This window comes from Alteromonas confluentis, from assembly GCF_001757105.1.
Lineage (GTDB): Bacteria > Pseudomonadota > Gammaproteobacteria > Enterobacterales > Alteromonadaceae > Alteromonas > Alteromonas confluentis.
This window is the reverse complement of record NZ_MDHN01000032.1, coordinates 1-19,034: the sequence shown is the minus strand read 5'-3', so window position 1 is coordinate 19,034 and position 19,034 is coordinate 1. Positions and strand designations below refer to the sequence as shown.

The 19,034-nt window shown below is 48.6% G+C and carries 17 protein-coding genes; 6 read left to right on the top strand and 11 right to left on the bottom strand.

Annotation, left to right across the window (positions count from 1 at the left end):
- Positions 1-4 precede the first annotated feature (4 nt).
- Positions 5-799 carry a 3-methyl-2-oxobutanoate hydroxymethyltransferase gene (gene panB, locus BFC18_RS14070; RefSeq protein ID WP_070126203.1) on the top strand — a complete coding sequence of 265 codons (795 nt, stop codon included), beginning with the start codon at positions 5-7 and terminating at the stop codon, positions 797-799.
- Positions 800-811: 12 nt separating this feature from the next.
- Positions 812-1,651 (top strand): pantoate--beta-alanine ligase, encoded by an 840-nt coding sequence (gene panC, locus BFC18_RS14065; protein ID WP_425388393.1) that lies wholly within the window; start codon positions 812-814, stop codon positions 1,649-1,651.
- Between the two features lie 82 nt (positions 1,652-1,733).
- Here the strand turns inward: panC and panP are convergent, their stop codons facing one another.
- Positions 1,734-3,359 carry a pyridoxal-dependent aspartate 1-decarboxylase PanP gene (gene panP / locus BFC18_RS14060; protein WP_070126201.1) on the bottom strand — a complete coding sequence of 542 codons (1,626 nt, stop codon included), beginning with the start codon at positions 3,357-3,359 and terminating at the stop codon, positions 1,734-1,736.
- A 309-nt stretch (positions 3,360-3,668) separates the two neighbouring features.
- On the opposite strand from panP, the gene BFC18_RS14055 reads away from it, so the two are divergent.
- Both BFC18_RS14055 and BFC18_RS14050 read left to right on the top strand, forming a co-directional pair.
- A complete protein-coding gene (locus BFC18_RS14055; RefSeq protein ID WP_070126200.1) occupies positions 3,669-4,397 on the top strand; it encodes an EAL domain-containing protein in 729 nt (242 codons plus the stop codon).
- A 15-nt stretch (positions 4,398-4,412) separates the two neighbouring features.
- Complete coding sequence (locus BFC18_RS14050; RefSeq protein ID WP_070126199.1) at positions 4,413-4,979, top strand: PH domain-containing protein; 567 nt, start codon at positions 4,413-4,415, stop codon at positions 4,977-4,979.
- A gap of 38 nt (positions 4,980-5,017) precedes the next feature.
- On the opposite strand, the gene trmB is transcribed toward BFC18_RS14050, so the two are convergent.
- From trmB to pdsO, 4 genes are all read right to left on the bottom strand, one after another.
- Entirely contained in the window at positions 5,018-5,689 is a 672-nt protein-coding gene (gene trmB / locus BFC18_RS14045; RefSeq protein WP_070126198.1) for a tRNA (guanine(46)-N(7))-methyltransferase TrmB, read from the bottom strand.
- Between the two features lies 1 nt (position 5,690).
- Positions 5,691-6,464: an ABC transporter permease gene (locus tag BFC18_RS14040; protein ID WP_070126197.1), complete on the bottom strand. Its 774-nt coding sequence runs from the start codon at positions 6,462-6,464 to the stop codon at positions 5,691-5,693.
- A 2-nt stretch (positions 6,465-6,466) separates the two neighbouring features.
- On the bottom strand, positions 6,467-7,396 hold the full coding sequence (locus tag BFC18_RS14035) for an ABC transporter ATP-binding protein (protein WP_070126196.1): 930 nt from the start codon (positions 7,394-7,396) through the stop codon (positions 6,467-6,469).
- A gap of 105 nt (positions 7,397-7,501) precedes the next feature.
- A complete protein-coding gene (gene pdsO, locus BFC18_RS14030) occupies positions 7,502-8,224 on the bottom strand; it encodes a sortase-associated OmpA-like protein PdsO (protein ID WP_170826607.1) in 723 nt (240 codons plus the stop codon).
- Positions 8,225-8,520: 296 nt separating this feature from the next.
- Between pdsO and pdsR the strand changes: the two genes are divergently transcribed.
- Both pdsR and pdsS read left to right on the top strand, forming a co-directional pair.
- Positions 8,521-9,210: a proteobacterial dedicated sortase system response regulator gene (pdsR, locus tag BFC18_RS14025; protein ID WP_070126288.1), complete on the top strand. Its 690-nt coding sequence runs from the start codon at positions 8,521-8,523 to the stop codon at positions 9,208-9,210.
- Positions 9,211-9,216: 6 nt separating this feature from the next.
- A complete protein-coding gene (gene pdsS / locus BFC18_RS14020; protein ID WP_070126194.1) occupies positions 9,217-11,394 on the top strand; it encodes a proteobacterial dedicated sortase system histidine kinase in 2,178 nt (725 codons plus the stop codon).
- A 43-nt stretch (positions 11,395-11,437) separates the two neighbouring features.
- Here the strand turns inward: pdsS and BFC18_RS14015 are convergent, their stop codons facing one another.
- From BFC18_RS14015 to tuf, 6 genes are all read right to left on the bottom strand, one after another.
- A complete protein-coding gene (locus tag BFC18_RS14015; RefSeq protein WP_070126193.1) occupies positions 11,438-12,511 on the bottom strand; it encodes a CNNM domain-containing protein in 1,074 nt (357 codons plus the stop codon).
- 171 nt (positions 12,512-12,682) lie between these two features.
- On the bottom strand, positions 12,683-14,359 hold the full coding sequence (locus BFC18_RS14010; RefSeq protein WP_070126192.1) for a carbon starvation CstA family protein: 1,677 nt from the start codon (positions 14,357-14,359) through the stop codon (positions 12,683-12,685).
- A gap of 240 nt (positions 14,360-14,599) precedes the next feature.
- A complete protein-coding gene (locus BFC18_RS14005) occupies positions 14,600-16,177 on the bottom strand; it encodes a GGDEF domain-containing protein (protein ID WP_070126191.1) in 1,578 nt (525 codons plus the stop codon).
- Positions 16,178-16,201: 24 nt separating this feature from the next.
- Entirely contained in the window at positions 16,202-17,479 is a 1,278-nt protein-coding gene (locus BFC18_RS14000; RefSeq protein WP_070126190.1) for a hypothetical protein, read from the bottom strand.
- Positions 17,460-17,912, bottom strand: a complete 453-nt coding sequence (locus tag BFC18_RS13995; RefSeq protein WP_083273103.1) for a hypothetical protein — start codon at positions 17,910-17,912, stop codon at positions 17,460-17,462. Before BFC18_RS13995 ends, BFC18_RS14000 begins: the two co-directional genes overlap by 20 nt.
- A 183-nt stretch (positions 17,913-18,095) precedes the next feature.
- Positions 18,096-19,034 (bottom strand): elongation factor Tu (gene tuf, locus BFC18_RS13990; RefSeq protein WP_070126189.1); only part of this gene is annotated, 939 nt, incomplete at its 5' end.

Sequence of the window (19,034 nt, the reverse complement as noted above, 5' to 3'; positions counted from 1 at the left end):
TTCTATGAAAAAAATCACCATTTCTGGCCTGCAAAAGAAAAAAGCCGCCGGTGAAAAAATAACGATGTTAACGGCCTACGACGCCAGCTTTGCCAAAATGTTCGATGAGCAAAATGTAGATATTCTGCTTATTGGCGACTCTCTGGGCATGGTTTTACAAGGCGAAGATGACACCTTGCCAGTGACCGTCGACGACATTGCCTATCATACCCGCGCCGTACGTAAAGGTACGCAGCGTGCCTTCGTGGTTGCCGATATGCCATTCATGTCGTATCCCACGCCTGTCGCTGCTTACGAAAATGCGGCGAAGATCATGGCCGCGGGGGCCAGTATGGTAAAAATTGAAGGTGGCACCTGGTTGGCGGAAACCATTAGCGGCTTAGTGGAACGTAGCGTTCCGGTGTGCGGCCACCTCGGCTTAACGCCTCAGTCTGTACACGTTATTGGTGGATTTAAAGTACAAGGGCGCGAAGAAGATAAAGCGGCTAAGTTACTTGCCGATGCCAAAGCATTAGAAGCGGCCGGTGCACAAATGCTGGTTCTGGAATGCGTGCCCACCTCGCTGGCAAAAACTGTTTCTGAAGCCCTGTCTATTCCTGTTATTGGTATTGGTGCGGGAGCACAAACCGACGGCCAGGTACTGGTAATGCACGACATGTTCGGCATTTCAGCCAACTACATGCCGAAATTTTCCAAGAATTTCCTCGTTGAAACCGGTGATATGCGTAAGGCCGTACAAAAGTACATTGAAGATGTACAAAGCGGTGCATTCCCTGGCCCAGAACATAGCTTCGAGTAATCCATGAAATCACTGACTACTGTAAATGATCTACGCGCCCTGCGCCGTGAATGGAGCAAACAAGGGAAAGTTGTGGGGTTTGTTCCTACTATGGGGAACCTTCACGATGGCCATTTGCAACTGGTTCACGCTGCTAAAGCAAAATGCGACGAAGTGGTTGTGTCGATTTTTGTGAACCCCTTGCAGTTTGGCAAAAACGAAGATTTGGACAATTATCCGCGTACCCTTGATGCCGATAAGGCCAAGCTCGAAGCCGCTGGCGTTGCTGCAGTATTTTTGCCTTCAGTTGCTGAGATGTATCCTCGCGGATTGGAGCAGCAAACATTTGTTCAGGTGCCAGGCATTTCCGACATCCTCTGTGGTGCCAGCCGTCCCGGACACTTCCGAGGGGTAGCCACCATCGTGTGTAAACTTTTTAATATGGTAGCGCCGGACATCGCTTTCTTCGGTGAAAAAGACTTTCAACAACTGCAGGTCATTCGCTTAATGGCAAAGGATTTGTCGATGAACCTGGAAATCATTGGCGTTCCCACAGAGCGTGAAGCCAGTGGCCTCGCCATGAGTTCCCGCAATGGCTACCTGACCGACGCAGAACGCGAACTGGCGCCTCAACTGTATAAGCTGATTAGCGAAATGAAGGCGTCTGTTCTCGCCGGCAATAATGATTACGCCGCCCTGACCGAAGCGTTTGTTGGCAAAATTAATCACGCCGGATTCAAAACGGATTATCTCGCGGTTAAGAATGCTACCGACTTAAGCGATGCCGACGCTGAAACAGAAAGCCTGGTGATTCTGGTCGCTGCGTATTTAGGGACTACGCGACTGATTGATAACCTCTATTTCAGCGTGTAAGCACGGCCCGTTGGCTCACCTAAATTTGCCTACAAAAAAACCGCAATTTTTGCGGTTTTTTTATGCAAGCAAATACTAACTACTAAGTCGTTAGTGATGACTCACTTTTCTCCAGTTCTTTCCAGAGATGGCGTGCATGGGCAATTTTAGATTGCTCTGCAAGAATGTTTTTAAGATCTTGCTCTGTAGTCAATGGATTCGCCATGACCACACGGAATACGGTGATCGGGCGCGAATTAAAGTCAGGGTTTTCCAATCGGGTTCGAGAAACAAATGACTTACCGGCTTCACGCTGCAGCTTCTGCACATTCACCACCAGCACATCAATCTTATGATTGATCTGGTTTTTCTCACCTTCATCAGCCGTTTTCAGTTTCTCCTGAATAACCGGCGGACACACGCGATAAGTTAAAATAGATAAGGTTGGCGCAGTCACCAGCTCGAAATCTGGATGGGCTTCAATCATGTCCGCAAACTTACGGGCCTTCTTGATGCTTTCGTCTATCAGCAGCTCGTAACCACGGCGACCGAAGATATGCAGTGACGAATACACCATCATGGCCATACCATTCCGGGAGCCTTCCAGGGTAGTCGCACCTAAATCCTTAGAACCCTGGCGCAAAATGTACTGAGCATGATGACGCACGCTATTCGCATCTTCCGGATTCTTAAACAGCACCATACCCGCGCCCATTGGCACATACATTTGCTTGTGGGCATCAATAGTAACTGAATCTGCTCGTTCAATGCCTTTTAAGCGTGTGCGATAGGTTTCTGAAAACAACGTCGCACCGCCCCAGGCAGCATCAACATGGAACCAGCACCCCAGTTCTCTGGCCACATCAGCCAATTCATCCAGAGGGTCTACGTGGCCGGTCTCAGTGGTACCACCGATCCCCACCAACGCCAATAGCTTATTTCCCTCTTCCTGATAGCGCTTACCTTCTGCCAGCGCTTGCTCAGGCGGTAGCGTTTGCTGCGGGCACGGCAATGTGATCAGGTTGTCACGGCCAATACCGAGTACATCCACCGCTTTAGACAGTGAATAGTGACCCCGACGGGAACACATGACGCCCATCTGATTGATATCGTAGTGACGGTACGCCGCGGCTAAACCTGATTTAGCCACACCGGCAAAGCCCTTATCCGCGCCCAGCATTTTATTGCGGGCAACCCACAATGCAGTAATGTTCGCAACCGTGCCACCGGAACCAAACGCCCCCAGCGCATGACGGGCGCTGTGCAAATATTGCTGATACCAGCTGTCTTCCTGGCCATACACTAAATTGTGCATCATCCCCAACACCTGACGCTCCAGCGGGGTAAACGCTTTGGAGGTTTCAATTTTCACCAGGTTCTGATTCAGCCCCACCAGCAGCTTGGCCAGCGGCAAATGAAAATAAGGAAGCGCAGAAGTCATGTGACCAATAAAGGTCGGGGAATAGGTATTAACAGAATGCGCGACCAGTTTGTCGAGCAAGTTTTCGGCATGAGACGACACGAACTCAGGTGACTCCGGTACAAAAGCATCGGAGAAATCCTGCTCAATCTCTTCAAGAGACGTCTTCTTTGTCACCACATGCTGGGATAAGAAATCCAGAATGTTATCTGACAAATGCTGTTCGATTTGTGCAAGCTTTGAGTCTTTGTGTTCAGGCTTGGTAAAGACCCGAAACAGATGTTTCAGACTAACTTGAGCTTCACCCACTCCACACACCTCTTATTTAATTCGGAGCAACCGCGCCACGTCACTGAAATGGACGGCGTTTACCACTCCCTGACTCACTTCGTCAGTAACCATGAAAACTTAGCACGCATCTTACAAAGTGCGGAACTTTACCCCAGAAACCCTCGAACGCCAAGAGGCAGTCGAATTAAGCTGTCGTGATATACCGCCAACATGATGGTAACTATCGACCATCATCACCGTTTCCGCTACGAACGGTAAAATAGAGAATGGGCAATCTGACAACCTCTGCTATAGTGAAAAGATGAGGAATAGCCAGAGGCGAGTGACATGCCATTTCGAGAAATAACAGATAACTACACTCTGGATGCTATTGTGCCTTACTTTCAACCTATCGTCGATATCCGGTCTGAAAGAGTATGGCGCTATGAGTGTCTGGCACGTCTAGTTACTCCAGAGCAGCGAGTATTTTTACCCAGCGATTTTCTTTATTTAATTGAGCGTCATAATCATGTTCAGCAGCTTGCCGAAATGATGTTTTGCAAAAGCGCCGTCTATTTCGAAGATTCCAATACCCCTTGGAATATTAATCTTGATGCCAGCGATTTGGAAAACGATGATCTGCTTCATTCTTTGATTGCGCAATTGGCAAACTATCCCAATCCGTCCAGGGTAAGTGTTGAAGTGAGTGCAGATGTGGCCTTTAAGCATTACGATAAGCTAAAGCGCTTTATTGATAAGTCCTTGCACAGCGGAATGGGCGTATTCATCGACAACCTGGGCAAACAAAGCGCCAATATCCGCAACCTAATGAACCTCCCCTTACGCGGTGTGAAGCTAGACGGGAGCCTGCTGCGCCGTCTTGACCAGCATTCGGCCATTGAAGACTTTGTATTGAGCGTATGCGATTTAGCAAAAGAGCGCCATATGAGCATCGTTGCCGAGCACATTGAGGATGCCGACACCCTGGAGAAAGTCATGAGCATGCCTATTCAGTACGCTCAAGGCTTTGTATTCTGCGAGCCTTCGCCGCAACCCAATACCGCTACGGCTCATTGAGATTAATCAGAAATTATGGCAGAAAACGTCTTATTCAATGCACAGATGAACCCGGCAGTAAAAACCTACTGGCTAATCAATTTGCTGCTGATTTCCACCGTGACAGTGGTTGGTATTCCTTTACTTGTACTCTCAATACCTGTTTTCTTTTTGTGCGCCGGGCGCGTGCTCGCGTCGATTTCTGCGACGCTGACCGAACGTAAGCTCATCGTCAAACGGGGCGTGTTCAATAAAGAAGAAAAAACGATTCCACTGGATAAGATCACCGATGTGTCTCTGGTCCAAGGCCCTATCATGCGTGCATTCAACATTCATAAACTGAGTTTCGAAACTGCAGGGCAATCCGGCATGGGGGCGCTGGTATCTTTGCTGGGAGTGGTCGACGCAGAACATTTTCGTGAGTTGATACTGGAACAGAAAGAAAACCTCGCTGGGAAGCCCTCTACACCGCCTGAGAGCGACACGAAGCAATCTGCTGACACATCGGATTTAGCCGCCCTGACCGCAAGCGTACAACGCATCGAAGGCTTGCTATCCCAATTAATCGACGCAAAAAAACGGGCTGAACAAAAAACGGGCTGAATAAACTCAGCCCGCTTTGTTTTCTCAGTCAGTAGGACCTATTCCGCTTCATCATGATACACGTTAAGCTGCCAGCAGGTCTGACCGCTTCCGCGATATTTGCGCTCGAAGGGCGTCATATGATCATCGCCAGTGATTTCACCCACATCGCTGGACAATCCATACTGTGCAGCCGCACGGCCAAATTCCAGAAGGTACAGTAACCAGTTACTGCGCACCTCGATATTCGGCGTTAGCGCCATTAAATCCACCATTGCGGCCGATGCATACCAGCGTTTCTGAATTTGCGCTGACTTCGGGTACGGGTTGGGATACAGCAAAAAATGCCGCACGATATTCCATTCCGTTTCACCTGCCAGACGCCAGAAATCATTCACATCGGCACGAAATACCGCATAGTTCTGATTTTCAGACTGATAGTGCTCGTGCTTACCTACCCGTAGTGCAGATTTATCAATGCCAACGATCCGTGCATCCGGGAACCGCGCCGCCAGATTGGCCGTGCTTTCGCCCACGCCACAGCATGAATCGAGTATAACCTCGCCCTGCCAGCCATCGAGCCAGGCGCACACATCGTTGAAGGTCTGACGGGTATGGTCGCTGATGGGTCGCTTGTTTTCACTCTTGCGATAGCGCGCTACCAGCTCATCCAGTTTGTCATGAATGCCCTGCTGATTACTCAGGACTTCCCTTGAATTACCTGAACTCACATTAACTCCGAATACCGCGACCTTTGGTCAGCAGATAGTGGGCAATGCCGTACAGCAAAATATTGAAACCAACCAGAATGCCCACCGAAACCGACACATTTACGTCAGACACACCCAAAAAGCCGTAACGGAAACCGTTAACCATATACACAATCGGATTGGCTTTACTGACTGCTTGCCAGAATTCAGGCAATAAGGACAATGAATAAAACACACCGCCGAGATAGGTTAGCGGCGTCAGCACAAAGGTAGGCACCATACTGATGTCATCAAAGGTTTTTGCGTAAAGCGCATTCACCAGACCCGCCGTGGCAAACAACGTTGAGGTTAGCAACAGGGTAACGATAATGGCGGTAAAACTGTGAATATTCACGTCCACAAAGAACATAGACACCGCGGTAACAATGATGCCAATGAGAATGGCCCGCGCAACACCGCCGCCTACGTAACCAAAAATGATTACCCAGGTTGGCACCGGTGCCACCAGCAGCTCTTCAATGTTGCGTTGAAATTTCGCGCTGAAGAAAGATGACGACACGTTAGCGTAGGAGTTGGTGATCACCGACATCATGATAAGACCGGGAACGATAAATTCCATGTAGGTAAAGCCGCCCATTTCACCAATGCGGTTACCTATCAGGTTACCGAAAATCACGAAATACAGTGACATGGTGATGGCCGGTGGCACCAGCGTTTGCACCCAGATGCGCAGAAAACGGGTACACTCTTTTATCCAGATCGTGTTCAGTGCAATCCAGTTATTTTGTCCGTGCATGCTTACGCCTCCTTCTGAGCCTGACGACCCGATTCAACTAAGGTCACAAATAATTCTTCCAGACGGTTCGACTTGTTCCGCATACTCAGTACCGGTACGCCCTGCTCAGTAAGCTGGGAGAACACCGGATTTAACCCTTCACTTTTCTCTACATCCACTTCCAGCGTAGTGTCATCGATAAAGCGAGTTTGATAGCCAGCCACTTCCGGCTTGGCAGTGTACTCACCTAAGTCCAGTACAAAGGTTTCCAGCGTGAGCTTAGACAACAGCGCTTTCATGCTGGTGTTCTCAACAATGGTGCCTTTGTCGATGATGGCAATGTTGCGACAAAGCATTTCTGCTTCTTCCAGATAGTGGGTGGTGAGGATAATGGTAATGCCCTGCTCGTTGATGGTTTTGAGGAAATCCCACATGGAGCGACGGATTTCAATATCCACGCCGGCGGTAGGTTCATCAAGAATAAGTAGCTTAGGTTCATGCATCAGCGCGCGGGCTATCATCAGGCGACGTTTCATACCGCCAGACAAGGTGCGCGCAGCCATGTCGCGCTTTCCCCACAAATCGAGTTGCTTGAGATATTTCTCGGCTCGCTCTTTGGCAACACCACGTGGCACGCCGTAATATCCTGCCTGATTCAGTACAATTTGCAGTACCGTTTCAAACTGGTTGAAGTTGAATTCCTGCGGTACCAGTCCAATACAGGATTTCGCCTGCTCTTTCTGCGTGTTCAAATCGAAGCCAAAGACTTTCACTTCGCCTTCTGAAGCATTCACCAGTGAACTGATAATACCGATGGTAGTGGATTTACCGGCGCCGTTTGGCCCCAGCAAGGCGAAGAAGTCACCCTCGTCTACTTCCAGGTTGACACCGCGCAAGGCCTGCACGCCACCTTTGTAGACTTTTTTAAGATCGTTTATATCCAGCGCTTTCATGCTCTGCCCGTCTTTTAATTCATATTTCAGCCGGTTAGTCTACCATGAAAAAAGCGCCCGTTGCGGGCGCTAAACGTTGCGGTTGGTAGGAACAACGAAAGGGATTTATCGCTGCGCGGTCATGCCGTTCTCGTCAGGCATAATTTGCATTACCACTTTGCGATCGAAGAAGGTACTTTCCGGCGAGTTACTGGTACTGCCCGCCTCGCCCACCGCTAGCAGAGAAATCTGCTCGCTGCTTACACCACGCTCGGTGAGTGCTGTTTTTACCGCGTTTGCGCGCTGCTCTGACAGCAGTTGGTTAAAGTCGCTATCACCGCGGTAATCAGCGTAGCCGGTGAGTCGCACCGCCAGGCCTTTATGGCTGCGCAGGGCTTTGGCAATCAGATCCAGCTGTTCGGTGTAAAGCGCTTCTATATTTTCAGAACCGGTTTTGAACTGAATGGCGCTTTCCATAGCCATCACCTGCTCGTTGGGGAAAGACGTCAGGCCCACATGCGTTATTGTCGCTTGCTGCTGAAGTTCATTGAGTGAATCCCGCACCGCAAACAGCTCTTTCTGTGATGCAGTGAGTGCAGCCTGACTGGCCGCTAGTTCTTCCCTGCTGTCAGTGAGTGCTTCCGTGGCCGCTTTATTCTCACCAATCATTGCGCCTAAAATGCCTGCTACACCGGCGCCGATAGGGCCAGCTATCACCGCGCCAACCACCATACCGGTGCCCAGTCCAATAGCCGCATTTTTGCTTTTCTCCTGCTCATAGTCTTTCGCCATTGCCACTGGGTTAAGACAAAGTGCGGTTGCGGCAGCGATAAGTGTTTTCTTAGCCATGTTCATCATGATTTCCTTAACAGTTTTGAGGTTGTCTGTGCTGATAGAATGCATTACACAATCACAATGTGACCTTGCCAGAGGAGAAATGGGGAAAGGTGGCGGAACATTGTGATGAAAAACGTCAATTAGCCCATTGAGGCCGCTGCAGCTTGGTAAATTCGGGCAAATATGGCTAAAAAGTGGCGAGACGGGGAATTTTTGTCTCAATCAGGATTTGTTCAGTTTGCTTGGTGTATAGTCTTGCCATCGCGCAATTCACTGCTGCGCCTCAGTATTCAGGAACACGTATTATCATGCCAAGAACAATTGCCCTAATCGAAGATGATGTAGCCATTCGCGAAAACTATATCGCGGCACTGCAGGCGCAGGGTTATCAGGTAAATGCCTACGCAGACCGTCCTTCAGCTTCAGCGGCGTTTGAGCATACTCTGCCCGACCTGGCGATCATTGATATTGGTCTTAAAGATGAAATGGAAGGCGGCTTCATGCTTTGCCAGCAATTGCGTCAGATATCTCAGACCATGCCGATCATATTCTTTACTGCCCGTGATAACGATGTAGATACCATTAGCGGCCTGCGCATGGGTGCAGACGATTACCTCACCAAAGATATCAGCATGGCGCACCTATTGGCGCGGATTGCCGCGTTGTTTCGCCGCACCGATTTATTGTCGTCGCCCAAGCAACAGAGTGAACAAATTCAATTGGGACACCTGCTGGTAGATGTCAGCCGGATGACCGTGAGCTGGAAATCCCAGCCCGTTGCCCTCACGGTAACAGAATTCTGGATGTTACACGCGCTCATTAAGCACCCTGGCCATGTGAAAAGTCGCCAGCAACTCATGGATGAATCCCGCATGGTCGTGGACGACACCACTATCACCTCTCACATCAAGCGCATGCGTAAGAAGTTTGTGCAATTGGATGACACTTTTGACCATATCGATACTGTTTACGGTATGGGCTATCGCTGGCAGGGCTGATAACACGTGAATTTTCGTTTTACCATCCGTCTGCAGTTACTGGTACTGTCACTGTTTTTATTCACCATTCCCTGGCTGGGTTACCGTTATGTCTGGGAGTTGGAGCAGTACCTGCGTATTGGGCAGGAACAAACCATGATAGGCACGGCCCGGGCAGTGGCTACCGCGCTGCATGAGCGCCCGGCACTGTTCGACAGTCAGTCTGCGTACCTCAAAGATGTGCGCCCCGGTACCGACCTTTATGCGCCGCCAATTACCTCTCCCATTCAGTTAGATGGCAAGTTCAGCGATTGGCAATCGGTGCAGGGGTTGAGTCAGGTTTATGGCGAGCAGCAAGTGGTTTCCTGGTTTGGTCAGGTAACGAACTTTCCCCCTGTAACCCTTTCTTTCAGGCACATGGTGGGGCGCTACGATAAGTATCTGTATGCCATGTTCGATGTGGAAGATGATGCTGTTATCTGGCGTTCGACTAACGCATTGGCCGTCGATCAAAGTGATCATCTGCTTATCAGCGTTATCGATGATAAAGAAGAACTGGAGCGTTTTGTTATTGCTCCCTACGGTGAAGGCTGGGTAAACGCCTTTAAACTCGACGACACCGCAAATGGTTACCGCGCCACCGACAACGAACTGCGTATTCAGGGTCGTTGGCAACTCACTGATAAAGGCTATGGCATTGAGCTGCGTTTTCCTCTTGCTATGACCACCGGTGCACTGGCCTTTGCGCTGGTAGATGTAGACAACCCGGAAACGCGGATTAAACAGTACGCTGTGGGCACCGCCAACCCCAACAACGCCGACGGCATGGGCACGGTGGTAACGCCATCACCGGAAATTGAACGTATTTTGTCTGGCTTGAAATATGCTGATTCCCGGGTGTGGGTGGTGGACAACCACAAGCGCGTGCTAGCCCGGGCGGGTTCGATACATTCAGCGTCGGGCTTTAAAGTACGTAACCAGCAAGAAGGCGGTTACGACTGGGTACGCTGGCTGGAAAATACTATTCTGTTTCCGCTTTATTACCATATTCTCACTCGTCCACCGGCAGACTTCGTCGATGAACTTCAAGGCGCTTATGCACTGGCTGGCCAGGATATTTCCTCTGCGCTTGGCGGTGCCCCCGATTCCCTGTGGCGATTGTCGCCAGACAGCAAAGCGGTGATTTTATCAGCCGCTTATCCGATTTATATCGGTGAAAATGTCATGGGCGCGGTGGTGGTTGAACAGACGACTAACGGCATTCGTACTTTGAGAAATCGAGCTCTGGAACAGCTTTTTCACGTTATTCTGGCGGTCATGCTTTTAGGCACGCTAAGCTTATTTCTGTTTGCTAACCGCATTTCCAGCCGCATCCGTAAACTCCGTGACGATACCGAAGCGGTCATCGATGACAACGGTAAAATCATTGGTAGCCTGCCCGATGTTCGCCGGGTAGATGAAATTGATGATCTGCACCGCTCATTCTCAGACGTGCTTTCCCGGCTACAGCAATACAACTCTTATCTTGAAAATATGGCGTCACGGTTGTCTCACGAACTGCGGACACCCATCGCCGTAGTTCGCTCTTCTTTGGATACCATTGGGCAAGTGCAGGACCCGTCGCAGCAGTCTGTACTCATAGAGCGTGCGCAAAGCGGTATTACCCGATTGAGCACCATTTTAAATAGCATGAGTGAAGCTACACGTCTTGAACATGCCATCGCTCAGGAAGAGCCGGAATATTTCGATGCTGCCGCGGTGGTTTCTGGCTGTGTGGATGGTTACGCCCATATATTTACCGAGCGTCAATTCCAGCTAAAAATATCGCTGGAGGAAGCTAAGTTGCGGGGCTCGGCGGATTTGTTCGCGCAGATGTTTGATAAGATCATCGCTAATGCGGTGGAATTTAGCCACGTAAGTGACACGATTACCGTGCATCTGTGGCGGGATAACAAACAAATGAAGCTCTCGGTTACTAACCCCGGTCCGCCACTGCCAAAAGACATGAACGACCAATTACTGCAATCGATGGTCTCAGTTCGTCCCGATGAAGAAAGGCATAAAACCAGTACCCACCCTCACCTTGGGCTCGGACTGTTTATCGCCAATATGATTGCCAGCTACCACAAAGGGCGCATTCAACTGGCGAACCTGCCAGATAACACCGGTGTATGCGTTGTTGTGCAGTTACCGCTGCAGGGCTAATCTGAGCGTTTACTTTTGATACCGGCTAAGCATAGATGTCTGACTATTCTCCGTCAGACATCTTGTTGTCGGGTACATTCTTCATAAACATCGCCGTTCGCTTGCGCGCCACATTCTGCGCATAGCGCCGGATACTGACGGTTGAGTCTTTCTCATCGACAATCTCAATGCCCAGCAGATGTTCAATGGTATCTTCCAGGGTAACAATCCCTTCCAGGCCACCGTACTCATCTACCACCAGAAAGATATGCACTCTTTTAGCCGTAAACAAATCCACCACATTTGCGATAGGCATGCTGCTCAGTACGGTAATCATGTCACGACGATAGTCTTTCAGTTGCTTTGAGGTGTTTCCTCTGGCGTAAGCAAGCAGCAAATCGGAGCGCATAACAAAACCTGTGATGTGCTCACTGTCGTTCTCGCCATAAATCGGTATGCGGGAAAATTCCATATGGGCGTGCTGATGGAAGAACCCTTCCACAGTGAGATCTTCAGAGAGTGAAAACATAGATGTGCGGTGCGTCATGGCATCTTTCACCTTCACATCGTACATGTTCAGCATGTTCTGTAAAAACACGTTCTCTTTCTCAGCAAGCTGGCCTTCCTGCCGGGAAACGTCCGCCATTGCCTGCAATTCATTGCGGCTTAAACCCCGTAAAGGACTCTCTTCTTTAAATCCCTTTGTGATTAGCTCAGAGAACCACACAAAAGGTGTCAGTAACCAGGTAAGGTATTTCAAAAACCATGCTGTTGGCGTAGCTAACGCACGCCAGTAAGTCGCACCGAGCGTTTTGGGGATAATTTCAGAGAACACCAGGATAAGCAGAGTAAGTATGGCACTAATGATTCCCAGGTAGGCATCGCCGAATACCACCGCAGCCTGTGCACCTGCGCCCGCAGCCCCCATGGTATGCGCAATGGTATTTAATGTAAGAATGGCCGATAAGGGTTTGTTGATATCGTCAGTCAGGCTACGCAGTTGCTGACCGGTTGGAGAGCCTTCTTTTTCCAGTACAGAGATGTAAGCCGATGAGATACTCAGAATAACGGCTTCTGCAATAGAGCAGAGAAAAGAAAAACCGAGGGCGATAACAACATAGATGATGAGTAGAAACATGATTTTCGTTATTTTGTGCCGACCATTCAGCCAACATTGAGTTTAATTGCAACCAGTGTACAGATTACTAAAACGTATTCCGAGATCAGTTTGTTCACTCTACGGTGAAATAAACGCCAACAAAAACGCCACCCGAAGGTGGCGTTTAAAGCGTTGAGAAGTCAATAAACGTTATTGAGACGCCTTACTTTCACGCTTAAATTTAGAAATTACCGACCAGGATTCCAGCATAACCAGAACACTCACCACCAGAACAACCGCGTCGAGTGTTACCAGCAGATAATTCTCTGCCAGCCAGTATTCTTTCAGTTTGATAACACCGGCCAGGAACGCCATCACGATAACAAAAGTCATTGGGATTAACGTGTACTTCGCCGGACGGCCCATTTTGATTAGCATCACTGAGATCACCAGCAGCGTCATAGAAGCCAGAATTTGGTTAGTTGAGCCAAACAGAGGCCAGATGATCATGCCGCCGCTACCTGATGAACCACCGGCACCAAAGGCTAAGAGCAAACAGGTACCTACTGCAATCATGGTAGCAACGAAACCACCTTTCAGCAGGCTAATATTATAGATTTCGCCCCATTCCTGAATGATGTAGCGCTGTAAACGCACACCCGAGTCCATGGTCGTACCGGCAAACAGCACTACCATGGTAGCCAGAATAGTGGATGAGAAATCTACCGGTAATCCCCAACCCTGTTGTATAAGGTTTGCGCCACCGGTAATGAACGCAGACACCGAACCATCACCTAAATGGCTATACACTTCGTGCCACTCTTCAGGCGATGCAGCCAGTGCAACACCACTTACCGCAACGATGGTGATGAGTGCCAGACAGCCTTCGCCTACCGCACCTAAATAACCCACAAATCGCGCATCGGTTTCTTTATTCAGCTGCTTAGAGCTGGTACCTGAAGAAACAATACCGTGGAAGCCGGATACCGCACCGCAGGCAATGGTTACAAACAGCAGCGGAATAATACTGGGTGTATCTACTGCAGTCTGGGTATTAAATGCCGGAGCTGTAATGTCTGGCAGCGAGAAGAACACCGCGCCGTACAGCAGGAACAAACCTACCAGCAGTTGCATACCATTAATGAAGTCACGGGGTTGCAGCAGCATCCACACCGGTAGCAGTGAAGCAATAGCGGCGTAGATAAACAGGATGATGATCCAGTTCGCATTCGCAGACAAACCAAACAGTGTTTCTGGTAACTCAATAGGAATGTAACTACCCGCAAACACCGAGGCGTACAGCACAATGATACCCACAACACACATAGGAATTAGGCTGAAGTTACGCTTCAGAAGTTGGCCGATAATCAGGGCAACTACAATCGCCATCCAGGCAGGGAATACCGCGTTAGGCTGCGAAATGAAAGACTTGGCGATGACCACACCAAACACCGCATTTACCATTAGCAGCACCAGGAATACGACCACCATGAACAACGATCGGGAACGTTTACCAATGACGTCTTCTGCCAGCGCGCCCATGGATTTACCTTTGTGGCGGCTACTCGCCCACAACGCGCCCATATCGTGGATACCAGCAAAAAACATGGTGCCGAATACCACCCAAAGTACGGCGGGAACCCAACCCCAGTAAACGGCAATAGCTGGACCAACAATAGGCGCAGCACCTGCTACAGAGGTAAAATGGTGCCCCCAGAGAACAACTTTATTGGTAGGTACAAAGTCGACGCCGTCACGCAATTCGTGAGCGGGAGTTACGAAGTTTTCGTCCAGACGGAATATTTTACTGGCAATGAATTTGGAATAAACGAACCATCCCAACAACATGCCAATGATACCCAACACGACGATCATAATTGATTGCATAGCGATATCCTGAAGGTAAAGTCGCATCCTTTCTGTGCTAACTACGGCTTCGCTAAACTTCTTTAACGAGTTAACAAATACACGCTGCCATCGATTATTTTTGTACCCGCTGCAGACACGTATAAAAGATACTGAATTGTTTATAAGCCGTTAAATTTTACCTACGTTAATCTAACAAAACAGTTCATTCAACCTGATAAATATAACGTTGCTCTAAAAGCAGAATTCAGAAGGGAAAATTCAGTAAGTATCGACTTGATGTTCGCCCCGGTTTCGCCGTTTAACCGCGTACATCAACTCATCGGCTTTAACCAGTAACGTGTTCAGGTCGGCCGATTCTTTCCTTAGCAAAATTGCACCCACGGTGGCTGACACCGCGCACTTTCCTACTCCTTCAACGGGCACTGGCACACTGATCATATCGATGAGTAATTTGCATTGAATATCGATGTCGCTGATAAAACTTCGCGGGGCAATCAGGCCAACAACAAATTCATCGCCGCCCCAACGGCTACACACACAGGTGTAATCAGAGAAGAATTTGGGAATACGTCTACCCACTGCTTCAAGTACTTTATCTCCAGCCTCATGACCAAACTCATCGTTAATAGGCTTGAACCTGTCGAGATCAATCATCATGAGTACAAAGGGCTTATCAATACTGGAAGCTGTGATCAGGTTGCGCAGGAAGGCTTCCCCCCCTCTGCGATTGTGCAAGCCGGTGAGCGGGTCATGCTCTGCCGCGAAGCGGACCTGCTCTTCACGTTTCATTCTCTCAGTAATGTCATTAACCACCACTTCTATGAGTACATCCCCCTCACTGGCTCGATTTAATCGCTGCTCACTGACGACAGCGAAAAGGCAATGTACCCAGCGAATTTTCCCGTCTACATAATAAGACAGGTCGGCGGAGTCATGGCTGGTGCCATTTTGCGAACGAATAGCTGTTACAATTTCATTTACCGTGTGTTCTTCATTAAAGGTTTTACAAAAATCCTGCATGCTATCAATTTTCCCCAGCATGCCGATAAACGCAGTATTGACCTGCAACACGCCGCGCTTTAATGATATTAAGGCGATGCCAATGGTTGCCCTTTCAAATAGCAAACGAAATTGACGCTCCAGTTTTTCCGTTTCTTTGCGTAGTAACTTTTCTTCCTGATAGAAATGGCGCGTGGCTGATATCATGTCGTTCATTCGTTTGATGAGATTCCCTAACTCGTCCTCGCGGCGAGAGCCCTGCTTAATATTTTGCAGATTTTCTGGATCAGACGGATCTACAGATTCGAATTCCCGACTCATTTTAAGAAGCGGTCTGGACAACATTTCGTTGGTGACTACGGCTACCGCCACGGTAATGGCAAGTGCGACGAGCAGCATCGATAAACTGCTCTGCATGGATAGATTGCTTACATTCTCCAGAATAAAAGAGCGGGCAGGATATATAGTTAACTTGCCTATGATTTGCTCTTCAATAAACGGATGGGCCAGTTGAATTTCAATGCCGGTTTCATCGGATGGGATGGTGCCACTGACGGCGAGATCTTCTGTATTTCCGGTTACCACAGCCGAACGGATAAGGTCATTTTTAATCAGCCCTTCGGTAATCTCTTTAGCCAGTATGTCATCTTCAACGTAAACCGAAATAGCAGCAGGTTTGCGGGTACTATCGGCCAACTGCTGAATCAATCTGTCTGTCGACGTCAACAGCGTCTCTTCACTTTGTTGATAGACTATTGCGCCACCTGCTACAGCGATAACGGTGCCGATAAGAGCAATAATTGATGCAACACGTAAATGGAGTCGTTTGAGAAACATAAAACCCGTTCAGTCCGGCTACATTTAGAAAGTGGTACTGTAAGTTACACTGATAACGTTGCTGTTCTGATCGCCGGTTATCTGCTGCCCCACCGATGAGCCCCACAAGGCGTATCCAGGCACATGTATCCAGTAGTGATCATACTGAAATTTCAGGGCTGACTCTTCAGTGAAGTCCCATCGTACGCCCACGCCCAGCGATTGCTGTTTCTGCGTAATAGCATCGGAAATGCTTTGTGTAATAAAAGACAGCTGTGCCAGGCTTTCTGCAGTTGCCAAATCTGGCGCGCGCTCATAAGCAGGCGTCGGTAGCTGCTTGGGAGATTCCAGTGGCTCTATTGCAGCAACCGTTACATAGGGCAGTAGCTCTCCAAACCGATAGCCGACGCTCACATAACCCGCAAGATAAGGAGACAGCAACGTCCACTCCGAATTCATTCCAACCAGTTCTGTCATGAACATCCATTCATCATCGTTGTACTGATAACCCATAGACAGATAATAGATTGGCTCATCGTCCATATGCAGATGATCGTAAACCCCAGCAACACCTGGCCAGAGAAAGTCTGGAGTATTCAGTAGTGCATTGTACAGAACATCAAAGTCGGCACCGCGGATCTCCGTTTTGTGACCCATAAAATAAGACGCCGTTACCTTGAATGACCAGTCGTAAGACTCAAAAGACGTTGTAGCGTTAAGCACATAGTCGTAAAGGATGGTGGTGAAGCTGTCGAGTGTTACCAGGTTCGATTGAGACTCTCCGGCAGCGAAAGTATGTTGCCAAATACCGCTTTCACTGTTGTGCCGATATTGAATTTCCGCTCCGTCGACAAACGACACCGATGAAGTGGGAAGATAAAAATCTACCGGCGGACGCACCCAAGGATACGCATAGCTCACGTTTCGATACTCAGAAAGCAGGTAAGCATTGTAGTTCATTCGCCCCGCTCTCATAGACCAGTTGCGACCGAACTGATAACGTAAAAATGCCATTTCGAAGTAATTGGTGATGTCGTGATCGCCCCGATCTTGCGCAATAGCCTGAACGACCATGTCAAAGTCACTAGAAAAGTGATAGTTGAATTGAAAGCCAATCAAAGTATCGGTAAGTAAATTAAAGTGCTTTTTCGGCTTATTCAGATAAGAAGAACGAAATGCAAGTTCGTCGTTACTGCTATAGCTTGCTCCCACCGTTGCAAACCCGCTGAAGCGCCAGTTATCGTTTTCATCTGCGCGCGTTTCGACACAACACAGTACCAGTAAGACGAAAAGCAGAAGCCATTTATTCGAGTACGAGAACAATTTTCATCTCCTTCGAAACAGCATTCATAGGAACATACGCGACATAATTTTGATTATCTTTGAAAAGATCATCCAAATTATCGATAGAAGAAACCTGAATGGGCGCTCTGGCACGCCCCGAGAACAGCAATCGAGACCAGTAGGAATTAACCTGACGTAACGAACGATTAACTAAGGTTTGGTAAAAATCGCCTTTTAGCTCGCTTTCAGCTTTATAGTCTAGTGGTACCAGGGCTTGCCCTTTATTGGTTTCACTAAAGCGCCCCATAAACAAATCAATAACTTCAGATTTAGAAAGCGTTGTTACCTTGCTCGTTGATGGCACCACCACCACTATTTGCTGATCTGCACTTATTGCACACACGGCAAAAGGCGAAGTACTCAGTACAACAAAGACAAACAGCAGTTTGAGGCTAGCCAGACGAATTGCCATTTCGTTAAAAAAGCGCTCGCAATTAGGATTTAAGTCGATGAATTAACTATAGACGATAAGCGCAAGTACGCTAATTTAGCGAAGAGAAAAGATATAGCGGGGGCAAAGCTAGATTTTACAGCGGAACAAAAACAAAAAAGGCCGCTTTCGCGACCTTTTTTTGGACTAGTTTGTAGTCATCAATTACTTGATGATTTTAGCTACAACACCAGCACCTACAGTACGACCACCTTCACGGATTGCGAAGCGCAGACCTTCTTCCATCGCGATAGGAGCAATCAGCTCAACTACGAATTTCAGGTTGTCGCCTGGCATTACCATTTCAACGCCTTCTGGCAGTTCAACGGCACCAGTTACGTCAGTTGTACGGAAGTAGAACTGTGGACGGTAACCTTTGAAGAATGGAGTGTGACGACCGCCTTCATCTTTAGACAGTACGTATACTTCCGCTTCAAACTTAGTGTGAGGAGTGATTGAACCAGGCTTAGCCAGTACTTGACCACGCTCAACGTCGTCACGCTTAGTACCACGCAGCAGAACACCAACGTTCTCACCTGCACGACCTTCGTCAAGCAGCTTACGGAACATTTCAACACCGGTACAAGTCGTTTTAGTCGTATCTTTGATACCAACGATTTCTACTTCTTCACCAACTTTAACGATACCTTGCTCAACACGACCAGTTACAACAGTACCACGGCCTGAGATTGAGAATACGTCTTCGATTGGCAGGATGAACGGCTTGTCGATAGCACGCTCTGGCTCTGGAATGTAAGAATCCAGTGCTTCACCCAGTTCGATGATTTTCTTTTCCCACTCTGCGTCGCCTTCAAGGGCTTTCAGAGCAGAACCTTTGATTACTGGCAGATCGTCGCCTGGGAATTCGTATTCAGTCAGAAGTTCACGAACTTCCATCTCAACCAGTTCCAGCAGCTCTTCATCATCAACCATGTCACATTTGTTCATGAATACGATGATGTAAGGGATACCAACCTGACGACCCAGCAGGATGTGCTCACGAGTCTGTGGCATAGGACCATCAGTCGCCGCAACTACCAGGATACCGCCGTCCATCTGAGCAGCACCAGTGATCATGTTTTTAACGTAATCAGCGTGTCCTGG

Bases quoted from the DNA above. Each gene is read 5' to 3' on its own strand.
- BFC18_RS13995 (WP_083273103.1), bottom strand. From the start codon at position 17,912: ATGGCAATTCGTCTGGCTAGCCTCAAACTGCTGTTTGTCTTTGTTGTA.
- BFC18_RS14035 (WP_070126196.1), bottom strand. From the start codon at position 7,396: ATGAAAGCGCTGGATATAAACGATCTTAAAAAAGTCTACAAAGGTGGC.
- BFC18_RS14050 (WP_070126199.1), top strand. From the start codon at position 4,413: ATGGCAGAAAACGTCTTATTCAATGCACAGATGAACCCGGCAGTAAAA.
- BFC18_RS14040 (WP_070126197.1), bottom strand. From the start codon at position 6,464: ATGCACGGACAAAATAACTGGATTGCACTGAACACGATCTGGATAAAA.
- BFC18_RS14005 (WP_070126191.1), bottom strand. From the start codon at position 16,177: ATGTTTCTCAAACGACTCCATTTACGTGTTGCATCAATTATTGCTCTT.
- BFC18_RS14055 (WP_070126200.1), top strand. From the start codon at position 3,669: ATGCCATTTCGAGAAATAACAGATAACTACACTCTGGATGCTATTGTG.
- panB (WP_070126203.1), top strand. From the start codon at position 5: ATGAAAAAAATCACCATTTCTGGCCTGCAAAAGAAAAAAGCCGCCGGT.
- BFC18_RS14010 (WP_070126192.1), bottom strand. From the start codon at position 14,359: ATGCAATCAATTATGATCGTCGTGTTGGGTATCATTGGCATGTTGTTG.
- pdsR (WP_070126288.1), top strand. From the start codon at position 8,521: ATGCCAAGAACAATTGCCCTAATCGAAGATGATGTAGCCATTCGCGAA.
- pdsO (WP_170826607.1), bottom strand. From the start codon at position 8,224: ATGGCTAAGAAAACACTTATCGCTGCCGCAACCGCACTTTGTCTTAAC.
- BFC18_RS14015 (WP_070126193.1), bottom strand. From the start codon at position 12,511: ATGTTTCTACTCATCATCTATGTTGTTATCGCCCTCGGTTTTTCTTTT.